This is a genomic window from Jannaschia helgolandensis (assembly GCF_900109285.1).
GTDB lineage: Bacteria > Pseudomonadota > Alphaproteobacteria > Rhodobacterales > Rhodobacteraceae > Jannaschia > Jannaschia helgolandensis.
Genome location: NZ_FNZQ01000009.1, coordinates 62,381 through 80,603, shown reverse-complemented (window position 1 = coordinate 80,603; position 18,223 = coordinate 62,381). Strand labels below are relative to the sequence as shown.

14 protein-coding genes are annotated in these 18,223 nt (G+C 54.9%); 7 read left to right on the top strand and 7 right to left on the bottom strand.

The window, feature by feature from the left end:
• Window positions 1–2 precede the first annotated feature (2 nt).
• The 7 genes from BMY38_RS17185 to BMY38_RS17155 all read left to right on the top strand — a co-directional run bounded on the left by BMY38_RS17185 (window position 3) and on the right by BMY38_RS17155 (window position 8,623).
• Entirely contained in the window at window positions 3–1,427 is a 1,425-nt protein-coding gene (locus tag BMY38_RS17185) for a TraB/TrbI/VirB10 family type IV secretion system protein (RefSeq protein WP_092765177.1), read from the top strand.
• On the top strand, window positions 1,427–2,407 hold the full coding sequence (locus tag BMY38_RS17180) for an ATPase, T2SS/T4P/T4SS family (RefSeq protein WP_092765175.1): 981 nt from the start codon (window positions 1,427–1,429) through the stop codon (window positions 2,405–2,407). The genes BMY38_RS17185 and BMY38_RS17180 overlap by 1 nt, the downstream gene beginning before the upstream one ends.
• 205 nt (window positions 2,408–2,612) lie before the next feature.
• On the top strand, window positions 2,613–3,698 hold the full coding sequence (gene dndB, locus BMY38_RS17175; RefSeq protein ID WP_092765173.1) for a DNA sulfur modification protein DndB: 1,086 nt from the start codon (window positions 2,613–2,615) through the stop codon (window positions 3,696–3,698).
• Window positions 3,695–5,143, top strand: coding sequence for a DNA phosphorothioation system sulfurtransferase DndC (gene dndC, locus BMY38_RS17170; RefSeq protein WP_092765171.1), 1,449 nt, complete (start codon window positions 3,695–3,697; stop codon window positions 5,141–5,143). Before dndB ends, dndC begins: the two co-directional genes overlap by 4 nt.
• Window positions 5,140–7,080, top strand: a complete 1,941-nt coding sequence (gene dndD / locus BMY38_RS17165; RefSeq protein WP_092765169.1) for a DNA sulfur modification protein DndD — start codon at window positions 5,140–5,142, stop codon at window positions 7,078–7,080. Before dndC ends, dndD begins: the two co-directional genes overlap by 4 nt.
• Entirely contained in the window at window positions 7,080–7,454 is a 375-nt protein-coding gene (dndE, locus tag BMY38_RS17160; RefSeq protein WP_028957474.1) for a DNA sulfur modification protein DndE, read from the top strand. Before dndD ends, dndE begins: the two co-directional genes overlap by 1 nt.
• Entirely contained in the window at window positions 7,451–8,623 is a 1,173-nt protein-coding gene (locus BMY38_RS17155) for a cysteine desulfurase family protein (RefSeq protein WP_092765166.1), read from the top strand. Before dndE ends, BMY38_RS17155 begins: the two co-directional genes overlap by 4 nt.
• Window positions 8,624–8,625: 2 nt before the next feature.
• On the opposite strand, the gene BMY38_RS17150 is transcribed toward BMY38_RS17155, so the two are convergent.
• The 7 genes from BMY38_RS17150 to BMY38_RS17120 form a co-directional block, all read right to left on the bottom strand.
• The gene (locus BMY38_RS17150; RefSeq protein WP_092765164.1) at window positions 8,626–10,452 is read right to left on the bottom strand and encodes a DUF262 domain-containing protein; all 1,827 of its coding nucleotides are present in this window, start codon (window positions 10,450–10,452) and stop codon (window positions 8,626–8,628) included.
• An 11-nt stretch (window positions 10,453–10,463) separates the two neighbouring features.
• Complete coding sequence (locus tag BMY38_RS17145) at window positions 10,464–10,982, bottom strand: hypothetical protein (RefSeq protein ID WP_092765162.1); 519 nt, start codon at window positions 10,980–10,982, stop codon at window positions 10,464–10,466.
• Entirely contained in the window at window positions 10,979–12,910 is a 1,932-nt protein-coding gene (locus tag BMY38_RS17140) for a hypothetical protein (RefSeq protein WP_139204736.1), read from the bottom strand. Before BMY38_RS17140 ends, BMY38_RS17145 begins: the two co-directional genes overlap by 4 nt.
• Complete coding sequence (locus BMY38_RS17135) at window positions 12,900–13,103, bottom strand: hypothetical protein (protein WP_092765157.1); 204 nt, start codon at window positions 13,101–13,103, stop codon at window positions 12,900–12,902. The genes BMY38_RS17140 and BMY38_RS17135 overlap by 11 nt, the downstream gene beginning before the upstream one ends.
• Window positions 13,100–14,992 (bottom strand): DEAD/DEAH box helicase family protein, encoded by a 1,893-nt coding sequence (locus BMY38_RS17130; protein ID WP_175495937.1) that lies wholly within the window; start codon window positions 14,990–14,992, stop codon window positions 13,100–13,102. Before BMY38_RS17130 ends, BMY38_RS17135 begins: the two co-directional genes overlap by 4 nt.
• 113 nt (window positions 14,993–15,105) lie before the next feature.
• The gene (locus BMY38_RS17125) at window positions 15,106–16,167 is read right to left on the bottom strand and encodes a class I SAM-dependent methyltransferase (protein ID WP_092765153.1); all 1,062 of its coding nucleotides are present in this window, start codon (window positions 16,165–16,167) and stop codon (window positions 15,106–15,108) included.
• A 138-nt stretch (window positions 16,168–16,305) separates the two neighbouring features.
• Complete coding sequence (locus tag BMY38_RS17120) at window positions 16,306–18,219, bottom strand: type IV secretory system conjugative DNA transfer family protein (protein ID WP_092765254.1); 1,914 nt, start codon at window positions 18,217–18,219, stop codon at window positions 16,306–16,308.
• Window positions 18,220–18,223 lie beyond the last annotated feature (4 nt).

Below are 18,223 nucleotides of genomic sequence, written 5' to 3'. Positions count from 1 at the left end.
CCATGGCCGATCAAACCCCTCCCGACCTGCAGGACCGTCTCGACCAGTTTGGGGCACGCGGCAAGTCCAAGCGCCGCGGCAACAGCCTCGGGGTCGGCGCCCTCGCCGCCGCCCTCGCCCTCGGTGGGGCCGGGGTCGCATATTTCCTGGCCACCGGATTGCAGGAGGGTGACAGCGCCCTCCAGACCTCTGACGTCGAGACCTTCCAGGACCGCCGCCCAGGCACCGGCGGGCGGCTGGAGTTTCCGCCAGACGAGACCGAGCAACGGGTCAACGACGCGCTGATCGCAGTCGAGGAAGCGCTCGATGTGCCTGCGGCCCCTGCCCCTGAACCGAGCGCCGAGGTGCTGGCCGAGATCGCCAAGCTGCGCGAAGCTCTTGCCGCCAGCCAGGCCGCCCGCAACTCGGAAATCCAGTCCGCCGTCGCGGACCTGCGCGAAGCCTTCGACGAACAGAAGGTCGCGCTTGAAGCCACACTGGCCGAAAAGGAAACCGAACTTGCTAACCTGCAGCGCCAGACCGAGACCCGCATTGAAGGGCTGCAGGCCATGCTCGATGCCGAACGGGCGCAGCGCGAGGGGCTTGAGGCCGAACTCGACCGCGAAGGGCTGATCGCTGATCAGCGCCTTCTTGAGGAACGCCGCCGGCAGAAAGAGGAGCAGCGTCAGCGCGAGGCCGAACGCATCGCCGAGGAGCTTCTGACCGCTCAGATCAAATCCCCCGCCGTGGTCTTTGCCGACGGTCCGCGTGGTGGCCAAAGTGGCGCGGCGGTCGCCGAGGCCGCGGCTGCTGGCACCGGAGAGCCGGTCCTCTCCGGCAACGAGGCGTTCCTGCAGAGCGCGCGGCCGCTCGAGGTGCAGGAGGCCGCGCGTCTCACCCACCCCGAACGCACCCTGACCCAAGGGTCCGTCATTCAGGCCGCGCTCCAGACCGCCATCAACAGCGACTTACCCGGCTCCGTCGTCGCAGTCGTCTCCGAGCCGGTCCCGGCGTTCTCCGGAGACCGGATCCTGATCCCCCGGGGTTCCCGCCTTTTTGGCCAATACCGCTCCGGGATCGAGATGCACCAGAAGCGCATCCTGATCCTCTGGACCCGCGTCCTGACACCGGACGGCACCTCGATGGAAATCGCCGCTGTGGGCGGGGACCAGCTCGGCCGCTCGGGCCTCACCGGTCTGGTCGACACCAGGTTCGCGGAGCGCTTCGGCGGGGCGGCGCTGATCTCCGTGATCGGGGCGGCACCGGCCGTGGCGGCCGAGAGCGCCAACAATGAAACCACCAGCATTGTGTTGGGCGATGTTGGCAGCGATCTTCAGGACGCTGTCGGGTCAGTCATCGCCGACCAGGTCTCGATCGCGCCGACGATCTATGTCGATCAGGGGGCCTCGGTCACCGTGCTCGTGGATCGGGATGTGGTGATTTACTGATGGAGCAGGCGTCACCGGCCTCATACCTCGAGCGCTATCTCGACCCGTTCCGCGACCTTCTGCGGCGCGATGACGTGGTCGAGATCGCGATCAACCCGGACGGCAAGGTCTGGTTGGAGGTCGCAGGCGACGCCTCCATGCGCCACGAAGGCCAGACCGTGGACCGGACCACCGCCCTCAACATGGCCCAGACCATCGTCGGTGACGCCAAGGCCCGCGTCTCTGAAAAGAACCCCCTCGTCTCCGGCAAGGTGGAATATGCGGGCCGCCCCCTCCGGGTCCAGGTGGCCGTGCCGCCCGCCATCGATCGCGGTACCTCGATCACCATCCGCCTTTTCGCCTCGGGCAGCGTCAGGGATTACGTCCCGGCCTATCTCTTCGGCAAAGCCGTCTCGCTCGATGCGCTCCGGGCCAAGAAGATGAAAAACATTGCCAGTCTCGCAGAGGAAAACCTCGAGGCGGCGCTGCAGACCCTGGTCGAAGCCCGGCTCAACGTCCTGATCAGTGGCGGCACCTCGACCGGCAAGACCACCTTCGCCCGCCAACTTCTGACGCATGTCGATGAGCACGAGCGGCTGATCACCATCGAGGACGCTTTCGAGCTGTTCCCCGGGCAGCCGAACACCGTCGCCCTCCTGGCCGACCGCGGTTCTGGCTCGCAACGCGGCGCCAACGCTCTCCTCCAGGCCTCGCTCCGCATGCGACCTGACCGGATCATCGTCGGCGAGCTGCGCGGCGCCGAGGCTCTGACCTATCTCGAAGCCATCAACACTGGCCATGGTGGATCGGTTTCCACCATCCACGCTGAAACCGCGGAACTCGCCATCGACCGGCTTGCGATCATGGTGCTGCAGGCTGGGACACCGCTGACCTTCGCCGAGGTGCGGGAATACATCCGGAAATCCATCGACGTCATCGTCCAACTTGGGCGGGCCGAGGGGAAGCGGGGGATTACGGAGTTCTACTTGCCGGGAAAGTGAGACAGCTCGCCGTGCAGAAGCAATCATGCAGAAACCGCGGCGCTGTGGCCATCGCGGTGTCTACCGTTCGGGGAAAGCTCAACGACGCGCAGCAACAGGCGGCACGGACCGTCAATTCACATCTGCCAAATCGAGACGATCAAAAATCAGATACAAGCATAGACTTCCAGTCTAACTTCCATTAACTTCCGACTAGGAGGTATCCATGGCAAATGAACTGACCTTTGAAGCGATCCGGGGTGTGCAGTCTCGCACTGCCTACTACACCGTAATGGTGCCGATGAAAATGGTTCCACGCCTCTTCATCTTCGATGGAGATGGTTTGCCGCCTGACCTACGTGCACAACGTGTACTGTCGAAATCAAGGGTTCCGCAAATTGCGAGCTATCTAGCAGAAAATTGGGATAATTACATCCTATCTTCCCTTTGCGCTTCGGTAGATGGAGACCTCACGTTCACGCCGGCCAGCCGCGATGGTGCGCTTAGAAATGTCGGCACCCTCAGCTTTGCAATGGATGCGCGCATCATATTGAACGACGGTCAGCATCGCCGCGCAGCAATCGAAGACGCCCTGAAGACCCGACCTGCCCTAGAGAACGAGACTATTTCGGTCGTAGTTTTTGCGGATCGCGGGCTGGAAAGAAGCCAGCAAATGTTTTCTGATTTAAATATGAACGCAGTAAGACCTTCGAATTCACTCAATATACTTTACGACAAGCGCGATCCACTTGCGGGACTATCTGTTGAAGTGTTTCGTCAGGTCCCTTTCTTTAATCGTTTTCTCGAACTTGAAAAAAAATCACTCTCAAACCGAACAACGAAACTTTACACGCTGTCGAGTTTGCAGCAAGCGCATGAGTGGATGGTTGGCCCTGCGGCTGAACGCTTTGGCTCATCTACGCTCGACTACGTCGTACAATTCTGGAATGCGCTTTATAATATTATGGATGACTGGCAGAGGCTAGACGGAGGTAGTCTGAATGCACATGACCTTCGACAGAATACGGTACACTCCCATGGTGTTCTGTTACAGTCCTTCGGCGTTCTCGGAGGGTCGTTAATTGATGCCTTTCCTGATACATGGCCCGAAAAACTCCAATTACTGTCATCTTTGGACTGGTCGCGACGCAATGCCACCCTTTGGGAGGGCAAGGTAATGAATGACGCGCGTATGAATGGGCAACGCAGAAGCGTTCTACTTGGCGCAGCGGTTTTGCTCGAGACAGTCGGTTTGCCATTGGAACCCAGAATGAAAGCTGCGATCGACGCACAGGGCCAGGTTGCGGCATGAACACAGACAAAAATGCGAATTCGCCAACCGCGCCACTCACCTTCGACGCGCTAGAAGAACGGATCCGGGTCGCCTACTGTAACGACAATCGGCCTTGGGTCATTGGATATAGCGGCGGGAAGGATTCGACATGCGCACTGCAGATGATCTGGCGCGCGCTGCAGGCGCTACCAGAACCGGAACGGCAGAAACCGATTTACGTATTAAGCTCAGACACATTGGTGGAAACACCCGTGATTGTGGACTATATTGATGAGGCACTTGCGAAGATCAATAGCTCCGCCAAGTCACAAGGCATGCCAATTACGGCACATAAGGTTGTACCCGATATTGGCGATAGCTTTTGGGTCAATCTCATTGGACGCGGCTATCCTGCGCCTTCGCGGCGTTTCCGTTGGTGTACCGAGCGTCTGAAAATCGACCCCGCGAATGCATTTATAAAAAATCGAGTCGCAGAATTTGGCGAAGTAGTTATGGTCCTCGGTGTTCGGAGCGCAGAAAGCACAACACGAGCGCAAGTAATGGCGCTACACAAATTGGAAGGCAGCCTCTTTTCACGCCATTCATCGCTATTGGGCGCTTTTGTCTTCACGCCTATTGAAGCGCTATCAGTTGATGATGTCTGGGATTACATCCTGCAAACACCCGCCCCTTGGGGAGCCGACAACCGCCAACTGCTCAAAATGTACCGGAACGCTCAAGCAGGTGAATGCCCGCTCGTGGTAGATAAGAACACGGAGAGCTGTGGCAACTCGCGATTTGGCTGTTGGGTGTGCACTGTCGTGACTAAAGACAAGGCCATGGAAGCTATGGTCGACAATGGAGAGGAATGGCTCGAACCACTATTAGACGTCCGTGATTTCTTGGCGGAAACACTCGACCCGGAACGCAAGAAAGTGGTGCGTGACTTCCGCAGGAGAACTGGACGCGTCACACTCAACCGCTCTGGCGACGGTTTGGTCCCGGGCCCCTATAAATTCGAGTTCCGGCAGGAAGTTTTGAAGCGGTTGTTGGAAGCCCAGAAGGAGGCTTCCAACCTTGTTGTGGACGAGCCAGCGCCAACGCTTATTCATGAGGCTGAAATTCACGAGATCCAGCGCATCTGGCGCAGAGAACTAGGAGATTGGGGGAACACAGCATATAGGATCGTCAAAGAAGAACTTGGCAATGACCTCTACGCCCAGAAAGCGGACGACTTCGAGTTTTCGTCAAGAGACGGCGACATCTTGCGTCAGGTTTGCGATGAGCATGAAATCTCATTGCAACTATTGAGTGAGCTGCTCGATGCGGAACGAGCTGTTCAAGGCATGCGTCGCCGGACGTCCATTCATAACCGGATCGCCAGCATTCTCGAGAAAGAGTGGCGTTCGGAAGAAGAAGTGCTGGCCGATTTGGAAACAGATACCGAAGAAGGTGAATCTTCGAAAGAAGGGCTAGTCAGATGAAATTCCGTGAAATAGCCTTGGAAAATGTTGGCCTCTACGTAGGAAAGCACACTTTTGATCTGGAGACTGCGCCCTCAGAAGGAGCTAATGTGGTTGCCATTCTTGGGCACAATGGCGGCGGCAAGACCACTTTTCTCGACGCGATCCGACTGGCTCTATATGGCCGTAGATCACTCGGTCCAAGAACCGCTCAATCGACATATGAAGATCATCTTCTAAGAAAAATCAGTGCAACAGCTTCGTCTCGTGAGGCTGCAATCACACTTTCATTTGTGAGAGTAGAGAACGGACGGGATATTTCATACGAAATTACAAGAGCTTGGTCAGCAAGAGGCAAATCAATCGTTGAAACGTTAGACCTTGTCAGGGAAGGTCAGCCGATTTCCGACCTAGACCGCACGGAGTACGCCCAGTACGTAGAAGACCTTGTTCCATTTGGTCTCTCTCAACTGTTCTTCTTCGATGGAGAAAAAATTCAGGAAATTGCGGACGAGGACGGCAGCGTCGGACTTCGAGATGCCATTCGATCTCTTCTCGGGTTGGACATCATTGACCAATTGCAAACTGACTTGACAGTCTACACGAGCCGCCGGGCGGATCAAAACACATCTGGCAATATAGAACGCCTACTCGCAGAAAAAGAAACTTTGCAAAAAGAACTCGCGGCAGAACAAGATCGCCGTGCCGAACTACAGAGCAGGTGCGATCAAGCAGCCAGGCGCGTTGAGCGATCAGAAGCGGCATACCGTAGCGAAGGCGGCCGACATGCCCTGTCCCGCGAAGATGCCCTTGCAAGACTTCGTTTGGCCGAAGATGAGCAGGCCGAACTGAGCTCACAGTTAAAGCGCGCGGCAAACGAACTCTTGCCGCTGAGCCTAGCCCCACTCTTGGTACAACAGCTCCATCATAGGGCCAGTGAGGCGCGCCAGGAAAATCACTCGAATGCCATCCGAGATTTCGTCGATGCATTCGAAAAGCGATGCCGCACCGACAGATCGAAAATGAATATTTGGTCTGACAATCACTTCGATGATCTGCGTTCGGATTTCGACACCGATAGAGGGAGGCAGAATATACACCTCTTTGCCGAGCCTGATTGGATTCTTCAAAGACTCGGCTTGCTCTCTGACGGTCGCCAGAACCTCATGGCACAACTCGCCGCTAAATTTGACCGCAATCGGGAGCTTAGGGCCAAGCTCAAGAGAGAACTGGAGGGTTTCGACACGGGGCAAGCTGAAAAGGCACTTGCAGATCTGAAAGAAGCTGAGCGCACACTCGGCGGGTTAGAACGTGATCTGGAGTTCCGTGATGAAGCAATCGATCGAAAGTTGCGAGAGCTGGACACGGTTGAGCGTCGTTTCAAGCAGGAGGAAAACGCACTGAAAAAGCTAGCGCAGGAGGAGAGAGGTTCAGATTTCGCTCTACGTGCTCAGAGCGCGCTCGCTTCTTTTGGCAGCGCATTGCTGAAGGATCGTATCAGCCGACTGCAATCCGAATTCGTCGCATGTTTCAATCGCCTAAGTCGCAAGAAGTCCTTGGTTTCCAAAGTCGAGATCAACCCAACCGACTTTAGCGTAATCCTGATAGGCAGTGACGGTGTTACGATCGAGAAGAGTAGCCTATCAGCGGGCGAACGTCAGATATATGCGATCTCCATGCTTTGGGCACTCGGTAAAACGAGCGGGCGTCAATTGCCGATCGTGATTGACACCCCGTTCTCGCGGCTCGACCAATCTCATCGGCTCTCGATCGTGCGAGATTATCTGCCAACGGCAAGCAACCAAGTGATCTTGCTTTGCACCGATACAGAGATGACGCCAACTCTTGCTGAGACCCTTACGCCACATATCGCCCGGACCTACAAACTCGAAGCGACTACGGAAGCTAGGAGAACATCCGTCTCATCAGTAAATAACCTGTACGAGGAACTCGTCTGATGCATTTTACAAAACTCAGAGTATCCTCGGAGGCTACCGGTCGCCTGAGAATGCTGAGGCAACGCAGCGGCCTTACGCCAAACCTGTTATGCCGCATGGCGCTAACCTCATCTCTGGAGATGGGTCCAGTGGGCGGAATGGTTGCACCTGAGGAGAGTGGGCAAGAATTCAACGCGTATACTTTGTTCGGATCAGATCAACCCATTTTCCTGTCGCTTCTCTCCCTCGTTGAGACAAGCGATGAAGACGAGCTCAACGACGAGGAGCTCATACGCCGCCTGCGGTGCCACATAGACCGCGGCATAGGTCACATCGCCATCCGCATCGACACACCTGCCGATGCAGCTAGGCTGTTGGCAGGGGAGGCCGCATGACCCGATCTACAATCTATTTGGATCACAATGCCTCTACACCTGTAGATGAAAAGGTAATCGACAAAATCGTCGCGGCGATGCGCGAGTTGCCAGCCAATCCATCTTCCGTAGACCATCGCGAGGGAGCCGCCGCCTCGGCTGCCGTTGAAGAGGCCCGTGAGCGGGTCGCGAAGGGGATAAATGCCAGGTCGGCCGACATCATCTTCGTGAGTGGTGCGACGGAGGCCAATAATTTGGCAATTATCGGTACGATGCGTGCTCAAAACAAAACGGGCCGCACCCGGATTGTTACCATCGCAACAGAGCACCCATCGGTGCTCGAAGCAGCCAGAAATACTGGTGCCGGTACCGAGATCGTCGTACTCCCCGTTGACGACCAGGGACGGATCGACCTCAACTTGCTTGAGTCGGAGCTTAAAAGGGGCACAGCGCTCGTAAGCTCCATGGCCGCGAATAATGAAACAGGTGTCTGCCATCCCCTTTCGGCAATCGGGCGGCTTTGTGAAAAGTACGGCGCACTCTTTCACTGCGACCTCACGCAACTGACGGCATACCATCCCATTGACGTCCAATCGTGTAACATTCACCTCGCGAGCCTTTCCGGACATAAGATGTATGGCCCCAAGGGAACCGGTGCACTCTATTGTCGCCGCCGACGTCCTCACGTCGCACTAGAACCGATCCTTCGAGGCGGCGGCCAGGAGCGCGGGCTGCGCTCTGGCACTCTCAATACTTCTGGAATCGTCGGGCTGGCGGCGGCTTTCGAGCTGAGAGAACCGCGGCTGAAAATTGCCGCCAATATCGCTGATCTTCGCAACGCTTTGGAACGGCGTCTTGTCCAGGAAACGGGCGCCTTCGTAAATGGTGGCGAGGCTGATCGCTTACCCAATACTCTCAATCTATCGATTCCCGGCATCGAACCTCTTGCACTCATGAGACGGCTGAGTGGGCAGATTACTTTTTCGAGCTCCAGCGCCTGTTCGACACAGTCAGTAAAAGACTCGCATGTTCTTGAGGCTATGTTTGGCGCAAATACTGAGCGCACGAAATGCGCATTTCGCCTCGGTCTGGGCTTTGGCACTACAAAGGATCAAGTCGAAACTGCCGCAGAACTATTTATCGAAGCGGTATCCGGCATTCGTCAGGGCCGCGTAGGAAGTGCCGCCTAACTTCAGAAATTTAAGTTGAAGATCCTCATCGCCTGCGTCCTCAAGGCCTCCTGCCGCGCTCTCGCTTGGTCGGCACCCCATTCGTCATTCTCGGCCAAGACTTGATTGATCTGCAGGCGGGACTCCTGCAAAATCGCCCTCTTGTTATGGAAAGGTCTATTGCCCGCCCGGTTGTTCTCATCCTCGCTAAGCAATGTCAGATTTCCAAGCTTATGCAGATGAGGTAGCATCTCCACTCCCGCCTCTTCGGGGTTTTGTGGGCTGACATGCTCCAAAGTCATTGCACGAATGTCGATCGATACATTCGGGGCCATCACAGTTGGTCGGCCGTTTGCTTGGCCGTTGTACCAAGCCGACATGAACTCTGAGATGGCAAGAAGGTACTTTAGCTCCTTCTTGTTCTTGTCGTAGTCCAATCCATCAAGTTGGCGCTCTAGCGCGTCAGTGGTCGCATAGCGATCCAAAAGATCTCTCAAGATTGCCTCCAGATCAGCGAGGCGATACTCGTTTGGAGTATTTCTAATCTTCGTGATCATCGGGCCAATTTTTCTATCGTATTCGGCAATCCTGGCGCGCGCCAACACCCCGTAGCGAAACGCAAACCGCTCAAGGACACACATCAAACGTTCTTGATGGTCTGCATGAAGACTCTGGGCCGCATAGACGAGAGGGAGGATCCAATGTTGCTTCAAGTCGCGAAGCGTGTAAGCAAGCCGATCCGACATAACCTGTGACAGGTTCAACCCGCCGCCGGCGATGTTTCCTTCAGCGAGGGCTCTGATCTTCAACATATCCACTTTGAGAGCTTCAACTCTCTGGACGAGAGCTCTGGCGTCTGCTGCTCCCAGCAGCTCACCGCTCGCGAGCTCCTCAAAGTGCATCGCCTCAAATTCAGTAGATGTGCGGGCGATATTGAAACGCCGACCCGTCCGCGCTTGGTATGCAAGCACAAGGTAGTCATCGGGATTGGGAGCGATGCCACCTATTTCCCTCCATGCCACAGCCAGCTGGTCTCTCTCCGCCGCTTCCAGCCTTTGACCGGCCCGCTCCATCGTGGTTGCACGAAGAAGATCGCAGTCGCTAACAGGCAGGCCTCTGTTGTTCAGAACTCTAAATATCAGGCTCGCGTGTTCGGGGGCATTTGCCTCTATGTGCACAACTTCCCAGTCCTCGAGGGCGCTCGCGTAAAACTGGTTCAGCGCATTGAACTCACGCTCATGCGAACCCGTGGCATCCCGGCGTTCCTGAAGCATAGCGAAACATGCTTGATACGCCGCTTGAAGTAGCCGATGCGACGGAGCTGTTGTTTGCACATCATCCCCTCTCAAAAGCCCTTTGAAAACAGCATCATCGGTATCATTCAAGGTTAACGGATAGACATCTTTGGTTTCCATGAACTCTAGGTCTTTGTTCATGATGAAGCGCGTAAAAAGTGTTTCCGCCATTGTCGACAACGCCGATGCTAACCCCGGAGAACCCTCGCGAAACAATTCAGAAGCCGAGAGGCAATGTTGGCGCAGGGACGCTACAAACAGCAAGAAGGTGGCAAAGCGCTGTTGGCCGTCAATGACTTCTCGTCTGGGTCGCACCAAGCCGCCAGGGTCTTTTGGTGAAGTGACCACTGAGCCGAAAAAATGCCGTTCGCGCTCTCCATTTATTCGTCTTTGCCAACAACGCCGCACGTCGTCAATGAACGCATCGATTTGCTCATTTTCCCATTCGTAGGCGCGCTGGTAAGCGGGCACGCGAAAGAGTGTCATACCACCAAAAAGTGCGGACACAGTGGTCGGCGTAGCACGCTGGCACAGCAGATCTGAGACTTTTTCCATTTTAGATGACGTTATCCAATTTCACTTTTAAGTATGCCCTGATAGCGGATTAGAAAATTCGATGGGTCCGACGGCTTTGGTCCCATTCTGCTTCGGAGCAGTTCAAATCCGCCGGCGGCATACAGATTCAAAATGTGCATGCCCTCCGCCGACAAACGCGTGGGGGAGGCAACTTGAAGCAGTTTCGAGATCGACCTCTCTAGCTGCTGTTCGGAATAGTCTTCAGAATGAAGAGCCGTTACTTCCGCATCTACCAGCATCCCTGCGATGTACTCACGGTATGGCTCATACTCATTGGGATAACTTGCAAGAAAGTTGGTTCCATCGAGCATTTCATTTGTACCTGTCTTTCTGCAAGAAAGACCAAGCATAAGTCCCGCATAATATGCGTCAAAAAGGATGAGTGACCCTCGAGCCGCATCTGATGACTTTTTTCGGCCAAACATCCGTTGATCGACATAATCGAAATAAATACGGGCCTCCTTGTGGAGCACAAATCCACGCGCCCGGGCGTTTTGATCAATTGTCATACCGATGTTCTCCCGCTTTGGAATTGGAAGAATGCGCTCTTGCTGTCATCTATTTTTACGGATCCGTCCGACTGATCGATTGAAGCTGTTATAAATTGGGTGTCCGCCCGCCCTTCAAAAGAATCGGCAAAGCCCTCACGCTCACTCGAAATGACGAAAATGATGAGTTGGTCAAAGATCTTCGGGATCAATGCGCCAACGTTCTTCCGCAAAACCAAGTCTAAGGAGACGGCCGGAGAGTCGACAATGAAGGGAAGCCGCGCTGGCGCTTCCGCCAGGAGGGCGGTCAAAAACGCATAGCAAACCGCGAGTTTTTGCCCTTCACTCGCACTATCTTTCGGGAGGTTTTCTTCGTTAACAAGATGAAGGCGGCCGTCGATCCTGGACACGCGGATGATCTCATTGTCCAGAATCTTTTCCAGCTGAACGTTTGTTCGATCTTTGACGAACACTTGAAGCCGTTCTTTGGAGAGCTTCCGCGCGCGCCTCGCTGCAAGGATCAGTTTGTCTGCAGCCGTAAAGTAGCGATTATTCTCGCTGGCTGTTTCGTATGCTTTCCTGCGCTCTCTTTCCATTTCTCGGCAAGCGGGAAGGTTTCGCTTCCAGTCGGCCTCATCAAGCGAAATAGGTACATCCGTCAGAAAGCGGAGAGCCTGATCTTTTCTGGCCTTTTCCGCCGACAGCTCCCCTTTTTCAGATGTGAGCCTCTCTACTTCCTCCATGCCGGCTTGCGCTTTCTCGATATCCAGGCGCGCTCGTTCTTGTCCGACCGAAGTCAGCCGATCCTCGGCATCGCTCAGGTCTTCGATCACCTCGGAGAAGGAGCGCCGATCGACACTGTCCGTAAGCTTGTAACGAATATCGTTGATGACGCTTACTTGCTCGTCACCTAGATGATCGTCGGCATGCGATAGAATATGGCTCCGCTTCTCGTCATCCAATTCAACGCCGCAAACGCACCTGTCCTGTACTGCAAGATCTTCGAAAAAGGATCTAGAGGATCTCGGCAACCTTTTTTCTTTTAGCGTCTCACTTAAGGTGTTTAGTCTCGCGGCAACAAAAGTGTGGAGACTTAGTGGGGACCGAAAGCTCGAAATTGCACTGCTAGAATATTTTGCGATATCACTACTCGCAGCTCGACTTCGATCATCAATATCCTTCTGCCTCTCCTGAAACTCCTCATTCTCGTAACCCAACTCGCGGCAACGATCGTCGATTTCGTTTAATCTTCCATCAATTCCTTTGAGAGCTCGATCAAGCGACACTTTTTCCTGATTGAGCTTAGCAAGAACGTCCTTCGCTTCGGTGTACTCTCGCTCCAGTCGATTTACAGCCGCTTGTTCAGAAGCAGTGGTTACATCCCTGTTTCGCTTCTTTCGATTACCTTTAAGGGTCTCTATTCGGCCGACAAGATCGTCAAAAGAATCAGTTCTATATAGCGCCTCAATCGCCTTGTCCGCAGCAGCGGCGCCGTCTTTGAGCATATCTTTTGCAAGTTCACCATCAAAGACGAATAGATCAATACTTCGACTCAAAGCTGAGGCTAACGCAGGGTCGATCGAGTTTAGGAGGTGTCCAGATTGCTTACCGCTTTGGACGGTTGTTGTGTAGAAATAGTGACGCCCCATCTCAAAATCGAAGGCAATCCGAAACGTCAACCTTTCTCCGTAAACCATGAGAACGAGCTCGAAATATCCTTCCTTAGTCGTTCGGTCAGCCTGCAATGCTGCAATCGAAAGTGATTGATCCAAACGGCCTGTTAGTGCCGACCGCAGAAGCGCCATCGTCGTGGTTTTACCCGTTCCGTTTGGCATTTGCAGAAGGACGTGACTGTATTTATCCGGATCAAGAGTGACAACGGCATCGCGCAGATAGCCGCGCAGCCCCTTTGCGTTCCAACCTAGAACAAGAACGTTATTACTTGTCACGTTGAGCATCCTCTTCGAGGATAATTTCTATTGTATCCTCAATCCTATGTGGTGGAGGCAAAGCTTCTAACGTCGCCTTCAGCAATCGCTCAGTGGACTGCTGAACCGAAGTGCTGTGAGAAACTTTCTTGGAAGCCTCTGCGATCGCAGCTGCAATTTCTTGTGCAGCCGTGGTCTGATCCTGACCATTCATAGTTCTTCCCTCCGCGTCCCGCTCAGCTCGGTAAGCCACTCATAACGTCTAAGGTCAGTCGTGTCGCTGTCATCTTCATCGCCGAAATCGATAAAATCCAATACATGCGCTCTTTTATTGACGTTGCTAGGATCGGTACGCAAGCAACGACCAAGTCGCTGGATGGTTTCGAGCTTGGCCCGCGCAGATGAAAACAGAACAATATTCCTGACAGATTTAATGTCGATGCCTTCAGATAGGCGATGGCAACTCACCAAACAATCGAGTTTCCCCTGGGCAAAATCCAACAAGCGCTGCGGCTCATCTCCTTCATAGTAGGTGCCAAAGACAATGCCCGCTTCCAAAAGATACCTCTGGACCAGCTCCCCGTACTTTCGCGTTTCTACGAAGATAAGAGATCTCTCATAGAGCCCAGGGTTTGCCGCTAAGTGGTCCTTGAAGGGCTCCAACTTCTCAGTCGTAACCTTTCGAACACGTGACAGCTCGCGATAGAGCGCTTCATCACTTACAACTTCACCCGCCGCTTTTTTCCCGTGATGTCGTTTGATCAAGTTTCGAATTTCCACCCGATCTTCATCCGATAGTTCGTACTCCAGGGCGGTGTAGTCGAACTCACACAAGATGCCCCTACGAATTGCATCTTCAATTTCAAATTTAAAGATTACTGGGCCGATTTCCGTTTCGATGAAACCGTTACCAATTTCATCATACTCTCTCTCTGGTGTTGCACTCAGCCCCAATCGATATCCAATCGGAGAAACCCATCCGGTCAGAGAGCTGACTTGCGCGGGAGAACCGAAGCCATGCACCTCATCGCAAATTATGAGTGTCCTTTCTAACGCACCATCTGCGCTGGAAAGGAAATCTGACAAATAGCTTTGAGAAACAAGCAACAGTCTCTTTCCACGACTGGCGACAAATCGCGGCCCTTCCCGATTTTGACCAAAATGGCGATAGATCCGGTAGGCGCTGTCCGTCACCATTGCTTGGAACCATTGTTCTAGCAGGTCATTTCCCCGCATCGTTACAATGACAGTATCTACTAAGTTTAGAGACGTGAGCATTTCGATGATACGAAGTGCGGTTCGCGTCTTTCCAGTTCCGGTAGCCATTTCAAGCACACCGTTCTTTTTGGACAAGAAGCACTCAATCGCGTCGTCTTGGTGGCGCCACCTGCTATCAGCTTTGTCTCGTCGTTCGGAACTACGGCTCGGTCGATAGAACTGCGCCAGGTTTGCACGGATGGCTTCGGGAATATCGAAGCATCGGACATTCGGGTCGCTGTTAGTCCAGAGCCGCTCAAAACGCTTGCGATGCGACTCAACCCGCGAGGCATCTCGTGGGTCTGCCCAGCTCAGGAAGACGTCAAGGCTTTCAAAATTTCTGCGCCCTTGCTCCGTTTCGTTTTGAGAACCGTGGAACACAACACTATCACCAGTATGGTCCCTAAAAATTCCGAGCTTAGGATGATAATCACCACTTAGCTTGCCGGTTGGGACGGCCAACCGGACAGTCAGAAGCTTCTCAGCAATCATGTAGGAGAGTGTTTGAACGGGTTTGGAACTCGCGCTTTGTGCAAGTTCGTCCACCTCTTCTCTCAGCGCTTGAAGGAGCACCTCATCGTCGATCGCATCCGCGCCTTGTTTGATCGCTGCCCAGTCTTCAGGCTTAAGCTTGGGACTAGTCAGTAGTCTCATTGTTCCGCCGTTTTGCGCGAAACCCGCGATCCCAGTCGCCACCCGCTGTAGCCAACCTGAAGTGAAATAACCCACACCCCGGTCATAAGACACGGAATGAGCAAGGCACGGGTTCATCAGAACCTGATCGATGTCATCCTTCGACGTGTCAACGTCAGATGGAAAGGTTAGAGATCTCAAGGATTTGTTCATGGGACGATCCTGCATCACACAGGCAAAACTTGGAAGGTGGAAATGTAGAGCGCCCTACTACGTAAGGCCTACACGGGGGAGACCATTCGGCACGGCGCAACCGATGAAACTCGCTAACCATTTTTGATCAGAACAGCGCTTTGCCAAGTGATATCACTTCGTCCAAGAAGATCTGGACGCGTCTCGAGACGTTCAAGGTGAAAGCCAAAGCGCGTTGCCAGATCCATCAACTCATCCATCGAGACCTCGTGGATAGCCCGCGCCGGGTCTGCCGGACCTAAGCGAAGCGTAATGTAGACAGCCCCTCCTGCCTTGACCAACGTTGCGATTGAAGCAACAGCGGCTTCTCTATCTTCTTTCGCTATGTGCATCCAAACTGCGCTCAGAACGACAACGTCGAAAGTTGGCAGGTCACGCCGCACGACCTCCAAGTCTGGCAAAGCATCACGTATCCAGGTTATTGGCATGTCTTGGTGTGCGTGACGAGCAATCCGCAACATTGCACCCGCAGGTTCCACCGCAACGACCCGATGCCCAAGAGACGCAAGCCAAGCCGCATCACGCCCTGTACCGGCGCCGACATCAATGATGTCCAGATGAACGCCCGAGAATTTGTCTTCTAGAAGCCTCAAAAGACCAGGATGAGCCGCTGCGGCAGAGATGCCCTCGTAGCTTTCGGCCAAGTCCAATGCATGGCGATCATAGTATGCTGCCGCTGCGTTTTTCCGCATGGGATTTCCTACTTCAGACCAATCAGTTTGATAAAATGTCATGATCCAGAGACCAAGACTCGTCAAACTGGCCAAGACGAGCATAACTTGGAAGGACCGGCGCACAACGAGCGGTTTGTTGTACCAGACATCACCTTTTGCAGAAACGAAGTCTGCTGGAGATCGCCTTTCTATCCAGTTGAGTGTCTGCTCCATAACGTAACGAAGTCTTTGTATAACAAGGAACAAGCAAGCATTGCCAACGGTCGCCAGAAACAGCAACGCGAGTTGGAAAAATGGCGAGTTCTCAACCTTCGAAACCCCAAACCAAAGTCCACCAGTTAGCGTCATGGAGATGAGCGGGATCTGCCACATCTGATGGTTGAGCGATCGAAAGGTCTCATGGTTCTGCACAAAAGCCTGCTCGCTCAAATCCGACTGGTGTACCGCTGGTTTATTTGTCATCACTTCATCTTCTTGGTTCGGTCAAAACAAGCGTACGCTCTTCATAAAAAAAGAAGAAAATTGAGCACTCATTCTTTTGAATTCCTCTCAGGAACACAAGAGACTCAGAACATTATTTCAAAAGGCACGGAGCAGTCATCACCCGCCCAACAACTCCTCGATGAAATCCTCCTGCCGATCGAGCGCCGCCTCCCATTTCTTCGGCACGGCGGCGTCCCGCTCTAGCGTCTCTGGTTCAAGTTGCCCACGCCCGGCCTCCATCGCCATCACGCTCATCGCTCGCGCTTCGCGGCGCTGTGAACGGTCCCGGACCGGCGCGCGTTCGACTGGTTTGACTGCCTCGCCCATAACGGCCTCGTCTCCATCCACGCCGCCCCAGGGCCCCAACCCCTGCACGCTCGGGGGATAGGGGAAGGGCTTGCCCTCCTGGCGGGCCAGCATCTCCTTGAAGAAGGGATCGTCGTAATACTTGATCCGGCTGGCCTTGATCGGATGCTGGGGCGAGGCAAGAATGATGACCTCGTCGGGGTCCATCAAGCGCGCTTCGGTTTCCGACAGAAGCGGCCGCTCTTCCAGCCGCGCCGAGGTCGAGGTCGCCCCGAGGAAGCCCTTGTTGCGACCATACATCCGGGTCACTGCCTCGCGGGTGGTGCTGCCGACGGCGGCGGAGACCTCCTTCACGGTCCGCTGATCCCGCGGGGTGATGTAGAGCTTCAGCCCTGCCCCATTCTCGAGGCTTTCGCGACCTTCAAGTCCGTAGATCCGGTCGAGCGAGGCCAGCGACTGCGCGATCATCGCGACCCGGCCGCCATAGCTCGCAAGCGAATGGATGGCGCGTTCGAGATAGGGCATGGCCCCCATCTGCTGGAATTCGTCAATCATCATCATGACCGGCCAAGGCTCATCCGGGCCTGGTTCATTCAGGCGGATCGAGGCGATGAGATCGGCGAACATCAGGCGCAGGAGCGGCGCCAGGGTTGCGATGTGATCCTCGGAGACCGCGATATAGAGCGACTGCGGTTGCTTCCGGAATGTCGAGAAGTCGAAGTCGCTCGACTCGGTGGCCGAGCGCACCGCCGGGTTGTCCCACTGCTTTAGACCGGCGGTCATCAGCGCCTGGATGTTCGAGGTGAGAAGTCGCGACGAGGCTGAGGCCGCGTTGGTCCAGAGCTCGCGCAGGATGTCTGCCTCGGCCTCGTCGGCATAGGTCTTATACTGGGCGTTCTTGTATTCGCCGCCAGCGACGATCTTGTTCACCTCGCCAAGGTTCGGCGTGCCACGCTGGATCGCCAGCAGGCAGGCCGCGACAAAGATCGACTTGCCAGCTTCGGAGAAGGTGTCGAGCGTCTTGTTGTCCTTGTCGAGGAAGAGGTCGGCGAGGATCGAGACCTCGGTGAAACGCTGCGCGAAGCTCGGGGCCCTGGCGATCCGAGCGAGCGGGTTGTAGCGATGCGTGGCATTGGCCCAGTCGAAGGGGCTGAAACGATAGACCTCGTCACCGTTGAGGGCTCGAAGCCGCGCGGTCTTCTCGAAATTCTCGCCTTTCACATCGAGCACCACGACTGAGCCCGCGAAGCTCAGAAGGTTTGGGATCACGAAACCCACGCCCTTACCTGCGCGGGTCGGTGCCACCATCATCACATGCGGGATCGTGGTCGAGGATATGAACTCGGCCTTTGAGCTCGGCGCGCCGAGCTTGCCACAGACGAAGCCCTTGCCCGGCGCTTGTAGCATATTGTTCTTCTTCAGCTCTGCCTTAGTTTGCCAATGGGCCGAGCCGTAATCGTCCCGCTCCTTCTTCCAGGTCCAAGCGAGCGCCAGGGCGCCGAGGCCAATCGCCCCGAGGCCGACAGCGCCAAACCCCACCTTGAAGGCCTCGGGATGTGCCGCGCGGGTGCCGGCGCTCGCGTTCCAGAGCGCCAACATGTCGAAACTCTGAAACCCGGTTTTCAGGGCCAGAGTCAGGTAGAAGGCGGCAATGATGGTGCCGATGACGGCGCCGCACACCACACCGAAGAAAAGCGCGGCCCAGAGGGGAAGTGTCTTGGTCATGGTG